Origin of the sequence: Aeromicrobium sp. Leaf289, assembly GCF_001423335.1 — a bacterium.
Lineage (GTDB): Bacteria > Actinomycetota > Actinomycetes > Propionibacteriales > Nocardioidaceae > Aeromicrobium.
The window spans coordinates 445,891-461,384 of record NZ_LMNK01000001.1 but is presented as its reverse complement, the minus strand read 5'-3'; the positions used below and the strand labels follow the sequence as shown (position 1 = coordinate 461,384).

13 protein-coding genes are annotated in these 15,494 nt (G+C 71.2%); 10 read left to right on the top strand and 3 right to left on the bottom strand.

The genetic code is table 11. From position 1 onward, the window contains the following. Window positions 1–63 precede the first annotated feature (63 nt). The 6 genes from infB to ASF37_RS02130 all read left to right on the top strand — a co-directional run bounded on the left by infB (window position 64) and on the right by ASF37_RS02130 (window position 6,952). The gene (gene infB / locus ASF37_RS02155; protein ID WP_055967420.1) at window positions 64–2,826 is read left to right on the top strand and encodes a translation initiation factor IF-2; all 2,763 of its coding nucleotides are present in this window, start codon (window positions 64–66) and stop codon (window positions 2,824–2,826) included. An 86-nt stretch (window positions 2,827–2,912) separates the two neighbouring features. Beyond that, window positions 2,913–3,374 (top strand): 30S ribosome-binding factor RbfA, encoded by a 462-nt coding sequence (rbfA, locus tag ASF37_RS02150; RefSeq protein ID WP_055967423.1) that lies wholly within the window; start codon window positions 2,913–2,915, stop codon window positions 3,372–3,374. After that, the gene (truB, locus tag ASF37_RS02145) at window positions 3,371–4,255 is read left to right on the top strand and encodes a tRNA pseudouridine(55) synthase TruB (protein ID WP_056578913.1); all 885 of its coding nucleotides are present in this window, start codon (window positions 3,371–3,373) and stop codon (window positions 4,253–4,255) included. Before rbfA ends, truB begins: the two co-directional genes overlap by 4 nt. Window positions 4,256–4,305: 50 nt before the next feature. After that, window positions 4,306–5,538 (top strand): phosphatidylserine/phosphatidylglycerophosphate/cardiolipin synthase family protein, encoded by a 1,233-nt coding sequence (locus ASF37_RS02140; RefSeq protein WP_055967429.1) that lies wholly within the window; start codon window positions 4,306–4,308, stop codon window positions 5,536–5,538. Window positions 5,539–5,648: 110 nt separating this feature from the next. Next, window positions 5,649–6,098 (top strand): hypothetical protein, encoded by a 450-nt coding sequence (locus tag ASF37_RS02135; protein WP_055967432.1) that lies wholly within the window; start codon window positions 5,649–5,651, stop codon window positions 6,096–6,098. After that, window positions 6,098–6,952: a serine/threonine-protein kinase gene (locus ASF37_RS02130; protein ID WP_056578909.1), complete on the top strand. Its 855-nt coding sequence runs from the start codon at window positions 6,098–6,100 to the stop codon at window positions 6,950–6,952. Before ASF37_RS02135 ends, ASF37_RS02130 begins: the two co-directional genes overlap by 1 nt. A 734-nt stretch (window positions 6,953–7,686) precedes the next feature. Here ASF37_RS02130 and ASF37_RS02125 read toward each other — a convergent pair. The 3 genes from ASF37_RS02125 to ASF37_RS02115 are packed head-to-tail and all read right to left on the bottom strand — an operon-like array spanning window position 7,687 to window position 10,139. Beyond that, window positions 7,687–8,346, bottom strand: a complete 660-nt coding sequence (locus ASF37_RS02125) for a response regulator transcription factor (protein ID WP_055968550.1) — start codon at window positions 8,344–8,346, stop codon at window positions 7,687–7,689. Further along, the gene (locus ASF37_RS02120; RefSeq protein ID WP_056578906.1) at window positions 8,343–9,800 is read right to left on the bottom strand and encodes a cell wall metabolism sensor histidine kinase WalK; all 1,458 of its coding nucleotides are present in this window, start codon (window positions 9,798–9,800) and stop codon (window positions 8,343–8,345) included. The genes ASF37_RS02125 and ASF37_RS02120 overlap by 4 nt, the downstream gene beginning before the upstream one ends. Window positions 9,801–9,839: 39 nt before the next feature. Further along, window positions 9,840–10,139, bottom strand: coding sequence for a hypothetical protein (locus ASF37_RS02115; protein WP_055967441.1), 300 nt, complete (start codon window positions 10,137–10,139; stop codon window positions 9,840–9,842). 113 nt (window positions 10,140–10,252) lie between these two features. On the opposite strand from ASF37_RS02115, the gene ASF37_RS02110 reads away from it, so the two are divergent. The 4 genes from ASF37_RS02110 to kynU all read left to right on the top strand — a co-directional run bounded on the left by ASF37_RS02110 (window position 10,253) and on the right by kynU (window position 15,489). Then, entirely contained in the window at window positions 10,253–11,227 is a 975-nt protein-coding gene (locus tag ASF37_RS02110) for a bifunctional riboflavin kinase/FAD synthetase (protein WP_235499150.1), read from the top strand. 126 nt (window positions 11,228–11,353) lie between these two features. Beyond that, entirely contained in the window at window positions 11,354–11,644 is a 291-nt protein-coding gene (rpsO, locus tag ASF37_RS02105) for a 30S ribosomal protein S15 (RefSeq protein ID WP_055967444.1), read from the top strand. A gap of 266 nt (window positions 11,645–11,910) precedes the next feature. After that, window positions 11,911–14,163 carry a polyribonucleotide nucleotidyltransferase gene (locus tag ASF37_RS02100; protein ID WP_055967446.1) on the top strand — a complete coding sequence of 751 codons (2,253 nt, stop codon included), beginning with the start codon at window positions 11,911–11,913 and terminating at the stop codon, window positions 14,161–14,163. Between the two features lie 114 nt (window positions 14,164–14,277). Beyond that, window positions 14,278–15,489 (top strand): kynureninase, encoded by a 1,212-nt coding sequence (kynU, locus tag ASF37_RS02095; protein WP_055967449.1) that lies wholly within the window; start codon window positions 14,278–14,280, stop codon window positions 15,487–15,489. The last annotated feature ends 5 nt before the right edge of the window (window positions 15,490–15,494 follow it).

Below are 15,494 nucleotides of genomic sequence, written 5' to 3'. Positions count from 1 at the left end.
GCCTGCACGTCAACTAGGGTCCGCACCTCCTTCAGGGCGGGCGGACCCCCCTGAAGGAGAACAGTGGCTGTCAGAGTCCACGAGCTCGCACGAGAGCTCGGAGTCCAGAGCAAGGACATCCTGTCCACGTTGAAGGACATGGGTGAGTACGTGAAGTCCGCGTCGTCCACCGTCGAGGCGCCGGTCGTCCGCCGCCTCAAGGAGGAGCACGGCGACACCCTGCGCGACAAGGGTGCGAAGAAGGCTGCCAAGAAGGCGCCTGCGGCCAAGCCGGAGGCACCGGCCCAGGCCGAGGCCAAGGCCCCCGAGGCCCCCGCGCCCGTCGAGCAGCCCGCTGCGGCCGAGCCCGCCGCGGAGGCTCCTGCCCCTGCGGCGCCCAAGGCCGCGCCGGCACCCGGCCCGCGTCCCGGTCCGCGTCGTCCGGCCGAGCCGGAGGCCCCGGCGGCCGAGGCCGCTCCGGAGGCACCTGCGGCGCAGCCCGGCCCGAAGCCGGCCGCTCCCGGACCCCGTCCGGGACCGCGCGGTGGCGGTGCCCGCCCGGGCAACAATCCGTTCTCGTCGCGCCAGGGCATGCAGCAGGACCGTCCCCCGCGCCCGCCGGCCGCCCGTGAGGGTGGAGCGGCTCCTGCGCCGGGCGGTCGCCCGGGCATGCCGCGTCCCAACCCGGCCATGATGCCCAAGCAGTCCGGTCTGGCCGGCTCCCGTCCCGGCCCCGGTGGCCGTGGCGGCCCCGGCGGCCGTCCCGGTGGTCCCGGTGGCCGACCCGGTGGTGGCGGCGCTCCCGGCGGTCGTCCCGGCGGTGGCGGTGGCGGCGGCTTCGCCGGTCGTCCCGGCGGCGGTGGCGGCTTCGGTGGCCCCGGCGGTCGTCCCGGCGGCAACCGTCCCGGTGGCCGCGGTGGCACGCAGGGCGCGTTCGGTCGCGCCGGTGGCCCGGTCCGACGCGGACGCAAGAGCAAGCGCGCGAAGCGTCAGGAATTCGACCAGATGCAGGCGCCCGCCATCGGCGGCGTGCGTGTGCGCAAGGGCAACGGCGAGACGATCCGTCTCACCCGCGGTTCGTCGCTGAGCGACTTCGCCGACAAGATCGGCGTCGACGCGGCATCGCTCGTCGAGGTGCTGTTCCACCTGGGCGAGGTCGTCACGGCCACCCAGTCGGCCAACGACGAGACGCTGCAGCTGCTCGGCGAGGAGCTCAACTACACGGTCGAGGTCATCTCGCCCGAGGACGAGGACCGCGAGCTGCTCGAGTCGTTCTCGTTGGAGTTCGGCGAGAACGAGGGCGACGACGACGACCTCATCGCGCGGCCGCCGGTCGTCACGGTCATGGGTCACGTCGACCACGGCAAGACCAAGCTCCTCGACGCGCTGCGCTCCAGCAACGTCGTCGACAAGGAGGCCGGTGGCATCACGCAGACCATCGGCGCCTACCAGGTCGCCACCGAGGTCGACGGCGACGAGCGTCGCATCACCCTGATCGACACCCCCGGTCACGAGGCCTTCACGGCCATGCGTGCCCGTGGTGCGCAGGCGACCGACATCGCGATCCTCGTGGTCGCGGCCGACGACGGCGTCATGCCGCAGACGGTCGAGGCGCTCAACCACGCGAAGGCGGCCGGCGTGCCGATCGTCGTCGCGGTCAACAAGATCGACAAGCCCGACGCCGATCCGACCAAGGCTCGCGGCCAGCTCACCGAGTACGGACTCGTGCCCGAGGAGTACGGCGGCGACACGATGTTCGTCGACGTCTCGGCCAAGGCCGGGACGGGCCTGGAGGACCTGCTCGCCGCCGTCGTGCTGACGGCGGACGCCGAGCTCGACCTGCGCGCCAACCCGACGCAGAACGCCGAGGGCCTGGTCATCGAGGCGCACCTGGACCGCGGTCGCGGCCCGGTCGCCACGGTGCTGGTGCACCGCGGCACCCTGCGCGTCGGCGACTCGCTCGTCGCCGGACCGGCCTTCGGTCGTGTCCGCGCGATGCTCGACGAGCACGGCGAGAACATCGAGGAGGCCACGCCGTCGCGTCCCGCGCTCGTGCTCGGCCTCACCGCCGTTCCCGGCGCCGGCGACAACTTCATGGTCGTCGCCGACGACCGCCTGGCTCGCCAGGTGGCCGAGAAGCGCGAGGCGCGCGAGCGCAACGCACTGCTCGCCAAGCGCAGTGGTCGCCGGACCCTCGAGGACTTCATGTCCTCGATGGAGAAGGGCGAGACCGACGAGCTGCTGCTCATCCTGAAGGGTGACGGCTCCGGCTCGGTCGAGGCGCTCGAGGACGCGCTCGCCAACATCGACGTCGGCGAGGAGGTCGACCTGCGGGTCATCGACCGCGGCGTCGGTGCGATCACCGAGACCGACGTCAACCTGGCTGCCGCGTCGAACGCCGTCATCATCGGCTTCAACGTCCGGCCGCAGGGCAAGGCCACCGAGCTCGCCGACCGCGAGGGCGTCGAGATCAAGTACTACTCGGTGATCTACCAGGCGATCGACGAGATCGAGGCGGCCCTCAAGGGCATGCTCAAGCCCGAGTTCGAAGAGGTCCAGCTGGGCACGGCGCAGATCCGCGAGATCTTCCGCTCGTCCAAGATCGGCAACATCGCCGGCTGCATGGTCACGAGCGGCACGCTGCGGCGCAACGCCAAGGCTCGCCTGCTGCGCGACGGTGCCGTGGTGGCCGACAACCTCGACCTCTCGAGCCTGCGGCGCGAGAAGGACGACGTGTCCGAGGTCCGCGAGGGCTTCGAGTGCGGTCTGGTGCTCCGTGGCTACGGCGACATCAAGATCGACGACGTCGTGGAGATGTTCGAGCTGCGCGAGAAGCCGCGCGCCTGAGGTGACCCGGGTCGGGCCCGACACCCGTCGGGCCCGACCCAGCACCTGTACTGACCCGGCACGAGGGTGCCGGACGAGGAGGAATCATGGCCGGACAGCGCACCCAGCAGCTCGCTGACCGCATCAAGGTGATCATCGCCCAGATGCTCGAGCGTCGGGTCAAGGATCCGCGTCTCGGCTTCGTGACCATCACCGACGTCCGGCTCACCGGTGACAACCAGAACGCCTCGGTGTTCTACACCGTCATGGGTGACGAGCGGGCCATCGCCGACACAGGCGCCGCGCTCCGCAGCGCCACCGGGCTCCTGCGGGCCGAGGTCGGCAAGCAGCTCGGGACGCGGCACACGCCCACGCTCGAGTTCTTCCTCGACGCGGTGCCCGAGACGGCACGCCAGATCGAGGACCTGCTGGCCAGGGCGCGCGAGATCGACGAGCGCGTGGCCGCGGAGTCGGCCGGCGCGCAGTACGCCGGCGACCCCGACCCGTACAAGCAGCCCCGCACGGACGAGTCGTCCGACGAGGACGACGAGGACGACGGACGCGCATGAGCCCCGCGGGGCTGGTCGTCGTCGACAAGCCCGCAGGGTGGACGTCGCACGACGTCGTCGCGCGCACCCGACGCCTGGCCGGGACGCGCAAGGTCGGTCACGCCGGGACGCTCGACCCGATGGCCACGGGTGTGCTCGTGCTCGGGGTCGGACGTGCGACGCGGCTGCTCGGCCACCTGCAGCTGGCCGACAAGGAGTACCTCGCCACGATGCGGCTGGGGCAGACCACCGTGACCGACGACGCCGAGGGGGACCTGCTCGAGCAGGTCGACGCCTCCGGCATCGGCGAGGCCGACGTCCGGGCCGCGGTGCTGCCGCTGACCGGCGACATCGAGCAGGTGCCGACCGCGGTCTCGGCCATCAAGGTCGACGGCAAGCGGTCCTACGCGCGGGTCCGGGCCGGCGAGGACGTCCAGCTGGCGGCGCGGCCGGTCACGGTCTCGACCTTCGAGGTCACCGACGTGCGCCACGTCGACGTCGACGGCACCCCCGTGGTCGACGTCGACGCCCGGGTCGTGTGCTCCAGCGGCACCTACGTCCGCGCGCTCGCACGCGACCTCGGCGCCTCGCTCGGGGTGGGCGGCCACCTGACCATGCTGCGGCGCACCCGGGTGGGCGGCTTCGGCCTCGACGTCGCCAGCACGCTCGAGGAGCTCGAGCGTTCGTGGACCCACGTGGATCTCGACGCTGCGGCGCGGGCGGCGTTCGTGTCGATCGACCTCGACGAGTCCGCCGCTCAGGAGGTGCGGTTCGGGCGCGCGCTCACCGGCACGGCTCTCGGTCACGACGGCCCGGTGGCGCTGTTCGCGCCCGACGGAGCCTTCCTCGCGCTCTACGAGCAGCGCGGCCCCGACGCCCGGGCGGTCGCCGTCTTCGTGTGAGCGGCACCGAACGAGGACGCGTCGGTCGCACGATGTCCTAGGGTGACGCCGTGGCTCGCATCTCGACCCGAGGTCTCCTCTGGCGCCCCCTGCAGACCTGGTTCCTCTCCGTCGTCGGAATCGTCTCGGGCCTGATGCTCACGACCAAGGTGCGCAAGATCCTGCGCGCCGGCGGGCAGAAGCCCTTCCCGACCGTCGCGCCGCTGACGCTGCCCGTCGGGCAGGAGAACCACGCCACCACGTACACCTACGGCGAGGACCTCTACGCCGACATGCTGGCGGCCATCCGTGGCGCCCGGACCCGTGTGCTCTTCGAGACCTTCATCCTCAAGGCCGACGAGGTCGGTGCCGAGTTCAAGCGGGAGCTCGTGGCCGCTGCCGAACGAGGCGTCCACGTGCACGTGATCTACGACGGGTTCGCCAACCTCGTCGTGCCGCGGTCCTTCCTGCGCTTCCCGCCGAGCGTGCACGTGCTGCGGTTCCCCGTCCTGAACTCCGGGCTGCAGCCCTTCAACCCGCGCCGGTGGGGGCGTGACCACCGCAAGATCCTCGTCGTCGACGACCAGGTCGGCTTCGTGGGCGGCTACAACGTCGGGTCGCTCTACGCGACGCAGTGGCGCGACACGCACCTGAAGGTCGAGGGCGCCGCGGTGTGGGACCTCGACAACGCGTTCATCGACTTCTGGAACGACCGCCACCCGGTGCGGATCGAGCCCCTGGGCGAGGCCAGCTGGGAGCCGACGGTGCGGGCCCACCGCAACGTCCCGCAGCAGCTGGTGTTCCCGATCCGCGGGATGTACCTGGAGGCGATCGACCGTGCGCGGCACCACGTGCACATCACGGCGGCCTACTTCATCCCCGACCACGACATCCTGCGGGCGCTCCTCGACGCGCGGTCACGGGGCGTCGAGGTGACGATCATCGTGCCCGAGATCAGCAACCACGTCGTGGCGGACTGGCTGTCGCGCGGGTTCTACGGCGAGCTGTTGAGGCACGGCGTGCGGATCCAGCTGTACCAGGACGCGATGGTGCACGCGAAGACCATGACGATCGACGGCCACTGGTCGACGGTCGGCACCGCCAACATCGACCGACTGAGCCTCACGGGCAACTACGAGATCAACCTCGAGGTGATCGACCCGAACCTCGCCGAGCATCTCGAGCGGGTCTTCGAGACGGACCTGGAGAACTGCCGCGAGCTCACCCTCGAGCAGTGGCAGTCGCGGCCGTTCGTGGCCCGGGCGTGCGAGCTGCTGCTCACCCCGCTGCGACCCCTGCTCTGAGGTGCGTGACCGGTGCGGACCCGCGCATGAGAGTCCTCTCATCGGGGTCTCACGGAGGGCTCACGGGCGCTGGCGAGAGTGAGGGCATCACATCGACACCAGGAGGAACCATGAAGCTCTCAGTCCGCACCGGAATCGCCGCCGTCGCCGGCACCCTCGCCCTCGGCACCGCCGGGTTCGCCCTGTCGGCGGCCAACGCCGACGACACCGACCGCGACCCCGCCCTCAAGCGCGAGGACACCAGCACCTCGTGGACGGTGCCGGCCGCCGACGACGATGACGACGACCGCGACGGCCGCGACGACGACCTCAACACGCAGGTGACCGCGCAGACGGCCAACACGGCTCAGACCGCGCAGACCCGGAACACGGCCCCCACGGCCAACACCAAGAACACGGCGCAGACCAAGAACACCGCGCCGACGAAGAACACGGCCAAGACGGTGCAGTCGGCTCCCACCAAGAACACCGCCAAGACGGTCCAGTCGGCGCCCACGAAGAACACCGCGCCGAGCGCCCCGACCAAGAACACCGCCCCGACGAACGACACGAACAGCTGATGTCCGACGACCGCTGGGGCATGGCCGGGGGCGACGAGATCGCCCCCGGCCTCACGGCCGTGAAGGACCTCGGGGGAGGCACCGTCTACGAGGCGTGGCTCGCCTTCGACGAGCGCCTGCACGCCCCCGTTGTCGTCAAGGTGCTGCGGCCCGGCCACGTGGAGGACCCCGCCTCGCGCGCCGGCTTCGACCGCGAGATCGGGCTGCTGTCGCGGCTGGCGCACCCGGGCATCACGCGGGTCTTCTCCTACGACGACGAGGCCGAGCGGCCGTACTTCGTGCTGGAGCACGTGGACGGTCCCAATCTCTCGCGCCTGATCGGCAAGCACGGTGCGGTCCCCGAGCACCAGCTGCTGCCGCTGGCGCTCGAGCTCGCGTCGGTGCTGCACTACCTGCACGGTGAGGACGTCCTCCACCTCGACATCAAGCCGAGCAACGTCATCATGGGCTCGCCGGCCCAGCTGATCGACCTGTCCGTCGCCCTGGACGCCTCCGAGGCCGCCGCCCTCGACCACGCGGTCGGCAGCGACGAGTACATGGCCCCCGAGCAGTGCCTGCCGGGGGAGCGCGGCACCGTCGGTCCCGCGGCCGACGTCTGGGGGCTCGGCGCCACGCTGTTCCGCGCCGCGGCCGGCTTCCGCGCCTTCGACCGCGACCCGCGCTGGGCCCAGCTGCAGGACGAGCCGAAGCCGCTTCCCGCCCACGTGCACCCGGGCGCCGCCGACCTCATCGGCCGCTGCCTCGACCCCGACCCGGCGGCGCGCCCCACGCCGACGCAGATCGCGCACGACCTCGAGCCGATGATCGCCGGCCTGCCCAGCGCCCGGTTGTCGGGGTTCACGCTGAAGCGCTGAGCCTCTTCGTCGTTGCGTAGCCGTCCGTCCGGGTCTCGACCTGCGGTTGTGTCGCTCGGCTAAGGCTTCGCTCGCTGCTGCGTCGCTTGGGTGGGGCTTCGTCCTGCTGCTGCGTCGCTGTGGCTGCGAGTCGACCTGCGCTCCGAAAGGGCCTCGACCGGCGGTCGGGTCTGGGCACGGGTGAGTTCTCGGAGCGCGGGTCGGGGGACGCAAGATTCTGCGTTGGAGCGTGAGAGCTTGAAGGATGCTGCGTTCCTGTCCGGATCCCGTCGTGAACGCAGCATCGTTCGGGGTCCTGCACGCGAAGGCAGAACCCTGCGTCCGCGGGCGATGGTGCACGACGGATGGGCAGGGATTCTCCTTCTGCGTGGGACGGTCCACCAAAAGGGAGAATCCCTGCCCGTACGGGGCCCTTTTCCTCGCCACGATGCTTCCTTCGCGAGGCACGGTCCACGCGAAGGAAGAATCGTGCGCGTATCCCGCACAGAAGAAGAATCGTGGCCGCGCCCCGCAGACCCAGCCGAGCCCAGACCCCCGGTCCGGTCGAGGCCCTTTCGGAGACCGCGCCCACTCGTAGCCACAGCGACGCAGCAGCACGTGAAGGCCCCACGGCAGCGACGCAGCAGCAAGCGAAGCCCCTACGGCAGCGACGCAGCAGCAAGCGAAGCCCCTGCGGCAGCGACGCAGCAGCACGGAAAGACCCAGCCACGGCGACGCAGTATGCCGGGCGGACCTCAGTCCACCCGGTACCCCAGCCCCCGCACGGTGGTGACGAGCTCGGCACCCAGCTTCCGTCGCAGGTACCCGACGTAGACGTCCACGACGTTGGAGCCGGGGTCGAAGTCGTAGCCCCACACGTGCGAGAGCAGCTGCTCACGCGACAGGACCTGACCACGGTGGCTCATGAGGACCTCGGCCAGCGAGAGCTCGCGGGCCGAGAGCTCCACCTCGCGCTCGCCGACGTAGGCCCGCCGCCGACGCAGGTCCAGCCGGACGTCGCCGGCCACGAGCTCGTCGTCCGGGGCGGCCTGGGCGGGGGAGCGGAGCCGCAGCCGCACACGGGCCAGCAGCTCGGCGAAGCGGAACGGCTTGCTCATGTAGTCGGCGGCGCCGCCCTCCAGCGCCTGGACCGTGTCGGTCACCGAGTCGCGGGCGGTCAGCACGATGACCGGCAGCTCGGGGCGCTCGGCCTGCACACGCTCGAGGATGGTGAACCCGTCCAGGCCGGGCAGGCCGATGTCGAGGATCATCAGGTCGAACGGGCCGGTGAGGGCGTAGTCGAGCCCGCTCACGCCGTCCGCGACCACCGTGGGGGTGAACCCCTCGGCCTTGAGGCCCTTGGAGACGAACGAGGCGATGCGGTCCTCGTCCTCGACCACCAGGATCCGGTTCACCACTGTCCTCCTGCCGGGACGACCAGCCGGAACGTCGCGCCGGTGCCACTGGTCGGTCCATGGTCGCTCGTGCCGTGCTCGTCGGCTCTCGGCCCATCAGTGCCGGGTTCGTCGAGCACCACCTGGCCCTCGTGGGCCCGGGCGATCACCGCGACGATGGAGAGCCCGAGGCCGAAGCCGGCGTGCTCGTCCTCGCCCTGCGAGAAGCGCTCGAAGATCGTCTCACGCAGCGCGGGCGAGACGCCGGAGCCCGTGTCGCGGACCCACAGCTCGACGTTCCCCTCGTGCAGGCGCGATCCGATGCCGATCTCGTCACCGGCGGCCGTGTGGCGGACGGCGTTGTCCGCCAGCTGGAGCAGCGCCTGGGTGATGCGTTGTGGATCGACCTCCACCGTCGTGCGCGCGACGCCGTCGAGCACCCAGGAACGCTCCGCGAGCCCGCGGGCTCGCTCCAGCACACCGACCGTCAGGGCCTCGACGTCGGTGCGCTCGAGCCGCACGAAGTCCGGACGCTCGGCCTTGGCGAGCAGCAGGAGGTCGTTCACGAGCCGGGTCATCCGGTCGATCTCGTCGAGCAGCAGCACGCGGGTCGTGCGCACGTCGTCGGGGTCGGTGAGGTCGAGGACCTCCAGGTGCCCCTGCAGGACGGTGAGGGGGGTGCGCAGCTCGTGCGCGGCGTCGTCGAGGAGTCGACGCTGGCTGGCGAAGGCCTCCTCCAGGCGGTCGAGCATGTCGTTGAACGTGCGCTGCAGCTCGCTCAGGTCGTCGTTGCCGCTCACCTCGAGCCGTCCGCTCAGGTCACCCTCGGTGATCCCCTGCGCGGTCTCACGGAGGCGGCGCACGGGGGAGAGGAGTCGGCCGGCGAGCCACGACGCGATCGCGGAGATCAGCACCACCGACAGCGCACTGAGCAGGGCGTAGGTGACCATCAGCTCGTCCAGCTGGTTGCGCGACTCGCTCACGTCGTGCGAGACGACGAAGGAGGCGCGCTCGGATCCCTGCTCCACCGGCTGGACCGCCACGCGGTAGTCGCGGTCGGCGACGGTCAGGTCGGCCACGCCGCCTGCGGTCTGGAGCCGCTCGACCAGGGCCGGGAAGCGCGGCGAGGTGCGCAGCGCCCGTTGGCCCTCGCCGACGAACGTGGGCTTGCCCGTGACGGGGAACTGCCAGAGGTTCTCCTCGGCGTCGGGCACGTTGCGGGACAGGAAGAACGCGATCAGGCGGTCGGGGTCGGCGAACCGTTCGCCCGTCTCCGGGTCGACTCCCTCGGCCTGGAGCCGACGCAGCTCGCCGACCTCCTGGGCCAGGCTTGTGTCGATCACGCGGTCGATGCGGCGCGACTCGAGCACGAAGAGCGTGGCACCGACGGCGACGAGGGCCGCCGCCGTCAGGAGCGCGACGGCGGCGGTGAGACGTTGGCGGACGGAGTAGCGGGGGCTGCGGCTCACGTCCACGCGTCGCTCCTGCGTCCACGGCGGAGCCGGGCAAGGAGGTCAGTCGTCATCGTCGTCCCGGTCGTCCCTGTCGTCATCGTCGTCGTCATCATCGTCGATGGGGCGCGGTGTCTGGGGGACGCGCTCGTAGTCGTCGTCGTCATCGTCGTCGTCGTCCGCCGACGGGGTCGGCGACGGCGTGGGGGTCGGGGTCGGGGTGGAGCTCGTCGTCGGCACCGTCACGGGGGCGAAGTCGCCGGCCGGTGCGTCGTCCTGCGCCACGACGCGCGCCGCCACGATGCCGAGCAGCACGAAGGCGACCCCCACGACGAGGGGGACGAGGAGGCGGGAACGCGTCATGCGCACACTGTGCCGCACGGAGCACCTCGCCACGATGAGGTGGCGATGAGAGAACTCTCATCGAACGTCACCGCGCACGCGTGCGGCGAGCGCCGCTGTGGCACAGTTCTGGCGTGGCCACGTGGACAGAGCTGGGCGGGGCGTCGACCGCGCCGATCGCCGAGGACTCCGCCGTCACCATCGGGACGTTCGACGGCGTCCACCGAGGACACCAGGCACTGCTGCAGCGGACGCGCGAGGTCGCCGGCGGTCTGCCGGTCGTGGCCGTGACCTTCGAGCCGCACCCGGTCGCGGTCTTCGCCCCCGAGCGGGTCCCCGCCCGTCTCACGTCGCTCGAGCGCCGCGTGCAGCTGCTGCTCGAGCCGGCGCCCGGAGTGCGCGGGGCCGACCACGTCCGCGTCCTCGACTTCGACCGCGAGATGGCCTCCTGGTCACCTCGCGAGTTCGTGGAGCGCGTGGTGGTCGAGCAGCTGCGGGCCCGTCACGTGGTGGTCGGGGAGAACTTCACGTTCGGCGCCAAGGCCGCCGGCACCACGGAGGTGCTGCGCGAGCTGTGCGCCGAGCACGGCTGCTCGGCCGACGCGCTCACGCTCGTGGGGGACGCCGAGGCGCGGGGGGACGACGGGTCCGGCACCTGGTCGTCCACGCGGGTGCGGGGTCTCGTCGCCGAGGCCCGTCTCGCCGAGGCCGCAGCGGTGCTCGGCCGTCCGTACGAGGTGGACGGTGTGGTCGTCCCCGGTGACCGCCGTGGCCGTGACCTCGGCTTCCCTACCGCCAACGTCCCGGTCGACGCCGGGTACTGCGTCCCGCCCGACGGGGTCTACGCCGGTCGCCTCGTCACCGGGGACGCCGCCTACCCGGCGGCCGTGTCCATCGGCACCAACCCGACCTTCGCCGGCACCGAGCGGCGGGTCGAGTCCTACGTGATGGACCACGGGCACGACCTCGACCTCTACGGACGCACCGTCCGGGTGGAGCTGGTCGAGCGGCTGCGCTCGATGGTGGCCTACGAGGGTGTCGAGGCCCTCGTCGAGCAGATGCACGCCGACGTCGACGCCGCCCGCGCCGTGCTCGCTCGACCGTCCTGACCCGGGCGATTCGCCTGGAGGTGCCGCCCGCTGATAGCCTGGCAGGCGGCGTACCAACGCCCACGGATCATCAGAGCCCCGGTGGACATGCCCGGGAGCGCCGTGCAACGACCTCCCAGGAGAAGAATGTCGAAGAAGACCGCTGCCCCCACCGTCGCCGGCACGCCGCGTGACGAGATCATCAAGCAGTACGCCCGCAGCGAGGGCGACACCGGCTCCCCGGAGGTCCAGGTCGCGCTGCTCACCGAGCGCATCTCGCACCTGACGGAGCACCTGAAGGAGCACAAGCACGACCACCACAGCCGTCGTGGCCTGCTGCTGCTCGTCGGCCAGCGCCGTCGGCTGCTCAACTACCTCCAGGCCAAGGACATCGAGCGCTACCGCTCGCTCATCGAGCGCCTCGGTCTGCGTCGCTGACTTCGATCAGGCGGTCTCCCCAGTCGGGGTGGCCGCCTGATCCGCATCCGGGCCCGCCCAGGTCGTAGGACCTGGACGACCGCCCACCACAACTGAACATCGACACATCCACGGACGAGAGCCGCCACGTCGGGTCCGGTCCTCGGTAGTGGCCCTCGGGACGGCGATCGCCGCGCCGCGGGCCTCGATCGAAGACCGAAGGCCATCATCACGGCAGGTCCGGAGCTCGTCCCACCGCGCGACGACCGTCGCGAGAAGGGACTTCTATGTCCGACTCCATCCACACCACCGAGACCGTCATCGACAATGGTCGTTTCGGTACCCGCACGATCCGTTTCGAGACGGGTCAGCTCGCTCGCCAGGCCGCCGGCTCCGTGTCCGCGTTCCTGGACGACGACACGATGCTGCTCTCGGCCACCACGGCCGGCAAGCACCCCAAGGACCACTTCGACTTCTTCCCCCTCACGGTCGACGTCGAGGAGCGCATGTACGCCGCGGGACGCATCCCCGGCTCGTTCTTCCGTCGTGAGGGCCGCCCGGGCGAGGACGCGATCCTCACCTGCCGCCTGATCGACCGCCCGCTGCGGCCGACCTTCAAGAAGGGTCTGCGCAACGAGGTCCAGGTCGTCATCACGGTCCTGGCCCTGAACCCCGACACCCCGTACGACGTGCTGGCCATCAACGCCGCCTCCGCGTCCACGCAGATCTCGGGCCTGCCGTTCTCCGGTCCGATCGGCGCCACCCGCGTCGCCCTGATCGACGGCCAGTGGGTCGCCTTCCCGACGCACAGCCAGCTCGAGGACGCCGTGTTCGACATGGTCGTCGCGGGCCGCATCGCCACGCAGGCCGACGGCTCCAGCGACGTCGCGATCATGATGGTCGAGGCCGAGTCCACCGAGAACACCTGGGACCTCGTGCAGTCCGGTGTCCAGGCGCCCACCGAGGAGGTCGTGGCCGGTGGCCTCGACGCCGCCAAGGGCTTCATCCGCCAGCTGTGCGAGGCGCAGCAGCAGCTCGCCGAGGCCGCGGCCAAGCCCGTCCAGGACTTCCCGGTCTTCCTCGACTTCCAGGACGACGTCTACGACGCCGTCGCCGCAGCCGCCTCCGGCCCGCTGGCCGAGGCCCTCACGATCTCCTCCAAGGCCGATCGCGAGGACCGCGAGAGCCAGATCAAGGCCGACGTGCTCGACCAGCTCGGCGAGCAGTTCGAGGGTCGCGAGAAGGAGGTCGGTGCCGCGCTGCGTGCCGTCACCAAGAGCCTCGTCCGCCAGCGTGTGCTCCGCGACAAGGTGCGCATCGACGGTCGTGGACTCGCCGACATCCGTGAGCTGTCGGCCGAGGTCGGCGTCATCCCGCGCGTGCACGGCTCGGCCCTGTTCCAGCGTGGCGAGACCCAGATCCTGGGCGTGACCACGCTGAACATGCTCGACCTGGTGCAGAAGCTCGACACGCTGAGCCCCGAGAGCACGCGTCGGTACATGCACAACTACAACTTCCCCCCGTTCTCCACGGGTGAGACGGGCCGCGTCGGTTCGCCGAAGCGCCGCGAGATCGGCCACGGTGCGCTCGCCGGCCGCGCGCTCCTGCCGGTCCTGCCCACCAAGGAGGAGTTCCCCTACGCGATCCGTCAGGTCTCCGAGGCGCTGAGCTCGAACGGCTCCACGTCGATGGGCTCGGTCTGCGCCTCGACGCTCGGTCTGCTCAACGCCGGTGTGCCGCTGCGCGCCCCGGTCGCGGGCATCGCGATGGGCCTCATCTCCGGTGAGGTCGACGGCGCCACCGAGTACGTCACCCTCACCGACATCCTCGGTGCCGAGGACGCGTACGGCGACATGGACTTCAAGGTCGCGGGCACGCCCGAGTTCATCACGGCCCTGCAGCTGGACACCAAGCTCGACGGCATCCCCGCCGACGTGCTCGCCGGTGCCCTCACGCAGGCCAAGGGTGCGCGCCTGACGATCCTCGACGTCATGTCCGAGGCCATCGACGCGCCCGACGAGATGAGCGAGTTCGCCCCGAAGATCATCACGGTGAAGGTGCCGGTCGACAAGATCGGCGAGGTCATCGGCCCGAAGGGCAAGATGATCAACCAGATCCAGGACGACACCGGCGCCAAGATCTCGATCGAGGACGACGGCACCGTCTACATCGCCGGCGAGGCCGGCGGTGCGGCCGACCGTGCGCGCGACGCCATCAACGCGATCGCCAACCCGACGATGCCCGAGGTCGGCGAGCGCTACCTCGGCACCGTCGTCAAGACGGTCGACTTCGGTGCGTTCATCGCGCTCTCGCCGGGCAAGGACGGGCTGCTGCACATCAGCAAGCTGCGCGACCTCAACGGCGGCCAGCGCGTGAACAACGTCGAGGACGTCGTCTCGGTGGGCCAGAAGATCCAGGTCCAGATCGCCGAGCTCGGCGACCGCGGCAAGATCTCGCTGATCCCCGTCCCCGAGGACGCAGCTCCCGAGGACGCCACCGACGAGGCCCCGGCCGACGCCGAGGAGTCCACGGACGCCTGATCGGTCCACGTCACGAGGCCCTCACCCCTTCGGGGGTGGGGGCCTCGTCGCGTTCGGTCCGGGCGGTCGACCGGGAGGTGGGGTCACGGCCCTCGGCGTGAGACGATCCGCGAGATGACCGACTTCCGTGAGCGCGCCGCCGCGCTCGATGCTGCCGACCCGCTGGCCGTGTACCGCCAGCAGTTCGTGCTCGACGCCGACATGGTGGCCTACCTCGACGGCAACTCGTTGGGTCGGCTGCCTCTGCGCACGCGAGAGCGCCTCGCCTCGTTCGTGCGTGACGAGTGGGGCAGCCGTCTGATCCGTGGCTGGTCGGAGGGCTGGACCGAGCTGCCGGTCGAGGTGGGCGACGAGGTGGGCGCCCTCGTCGGTGCCGCACCCGGTCAGACGGTGGTGGCCGACTCGACGTCGATCTGCATCGCGAAGGCCCTGCACGCCGCGGCGTCGATCGTGCCCGGACGCAGCCGGATCGTCGTCGACGCCGGCGACTTCCCGACCGACCGCTACCTGGCGTCGCACGTGGCGGCAGCCCGTGGCATGGAGCTGGTCACGATCGAGCGTGACGCCGAGGGCGACCTGACCGACTCGTTGGACGCCGTGCTCGACGAGCGCACTGCCGTCGTGCTGCTGAGCCACGTCGACTACCGGTCCGGCGCCCTGCTGGACCTGGCCGCGCTCACCGACCGGGTGCACGCGGCCGGTGCCCTGGTCGTGTGGGACCTGTGCCACTCGGTCGGGGTGGTGCCCACCGCGCTCGACGCCGCGGGCGTGGACCTCGCGGTCGGCTGCACCTACAAGTACCTCAACGGTGGACCGGGCTCACCGGCGTTCCTGTACGCGGCGGCTCGCCACCTCCCCGTGCTCGAGCAGCCGCTGCCGGGCTGGTGGAGCGCCGACGACCTCTTCGCCATGGCCGACGACTACCGCCCCGCCGTGGACGCACGTCGGTTGCTGTCGGGGACGCCGAACGTCGCCGGCCTGCTGGCGGTGCGCGAGGGTGCAGCCATGGCCGCCGAGGCGGGCGTGGACGCAGTGCGGGTCAAGTCGGTGCTGCTCACGTCCTTCGCGATCGACGCGCTCGACGTGCTGGCCGCCGACGGCAGTCCGGTCGAGGTCGTCACACCGCGTGACGCGGCACGTCGCGGTGGTCACGTGACCGTGCGGGTCCCCGACGCGCGCGCCGTCACGGCTGCGCTGGTGGACCGTGGCGTGGTGCCCGACTTCCGCGAGCCCGACCTGGTGAGGCTCGGGCTCGCGCCCCTCACCACGTCGTTCGCGGAGCTGCACGCCGGGCTCGTGGTGCTGCGCGACGTGCTCGCTCGATAGCCTGA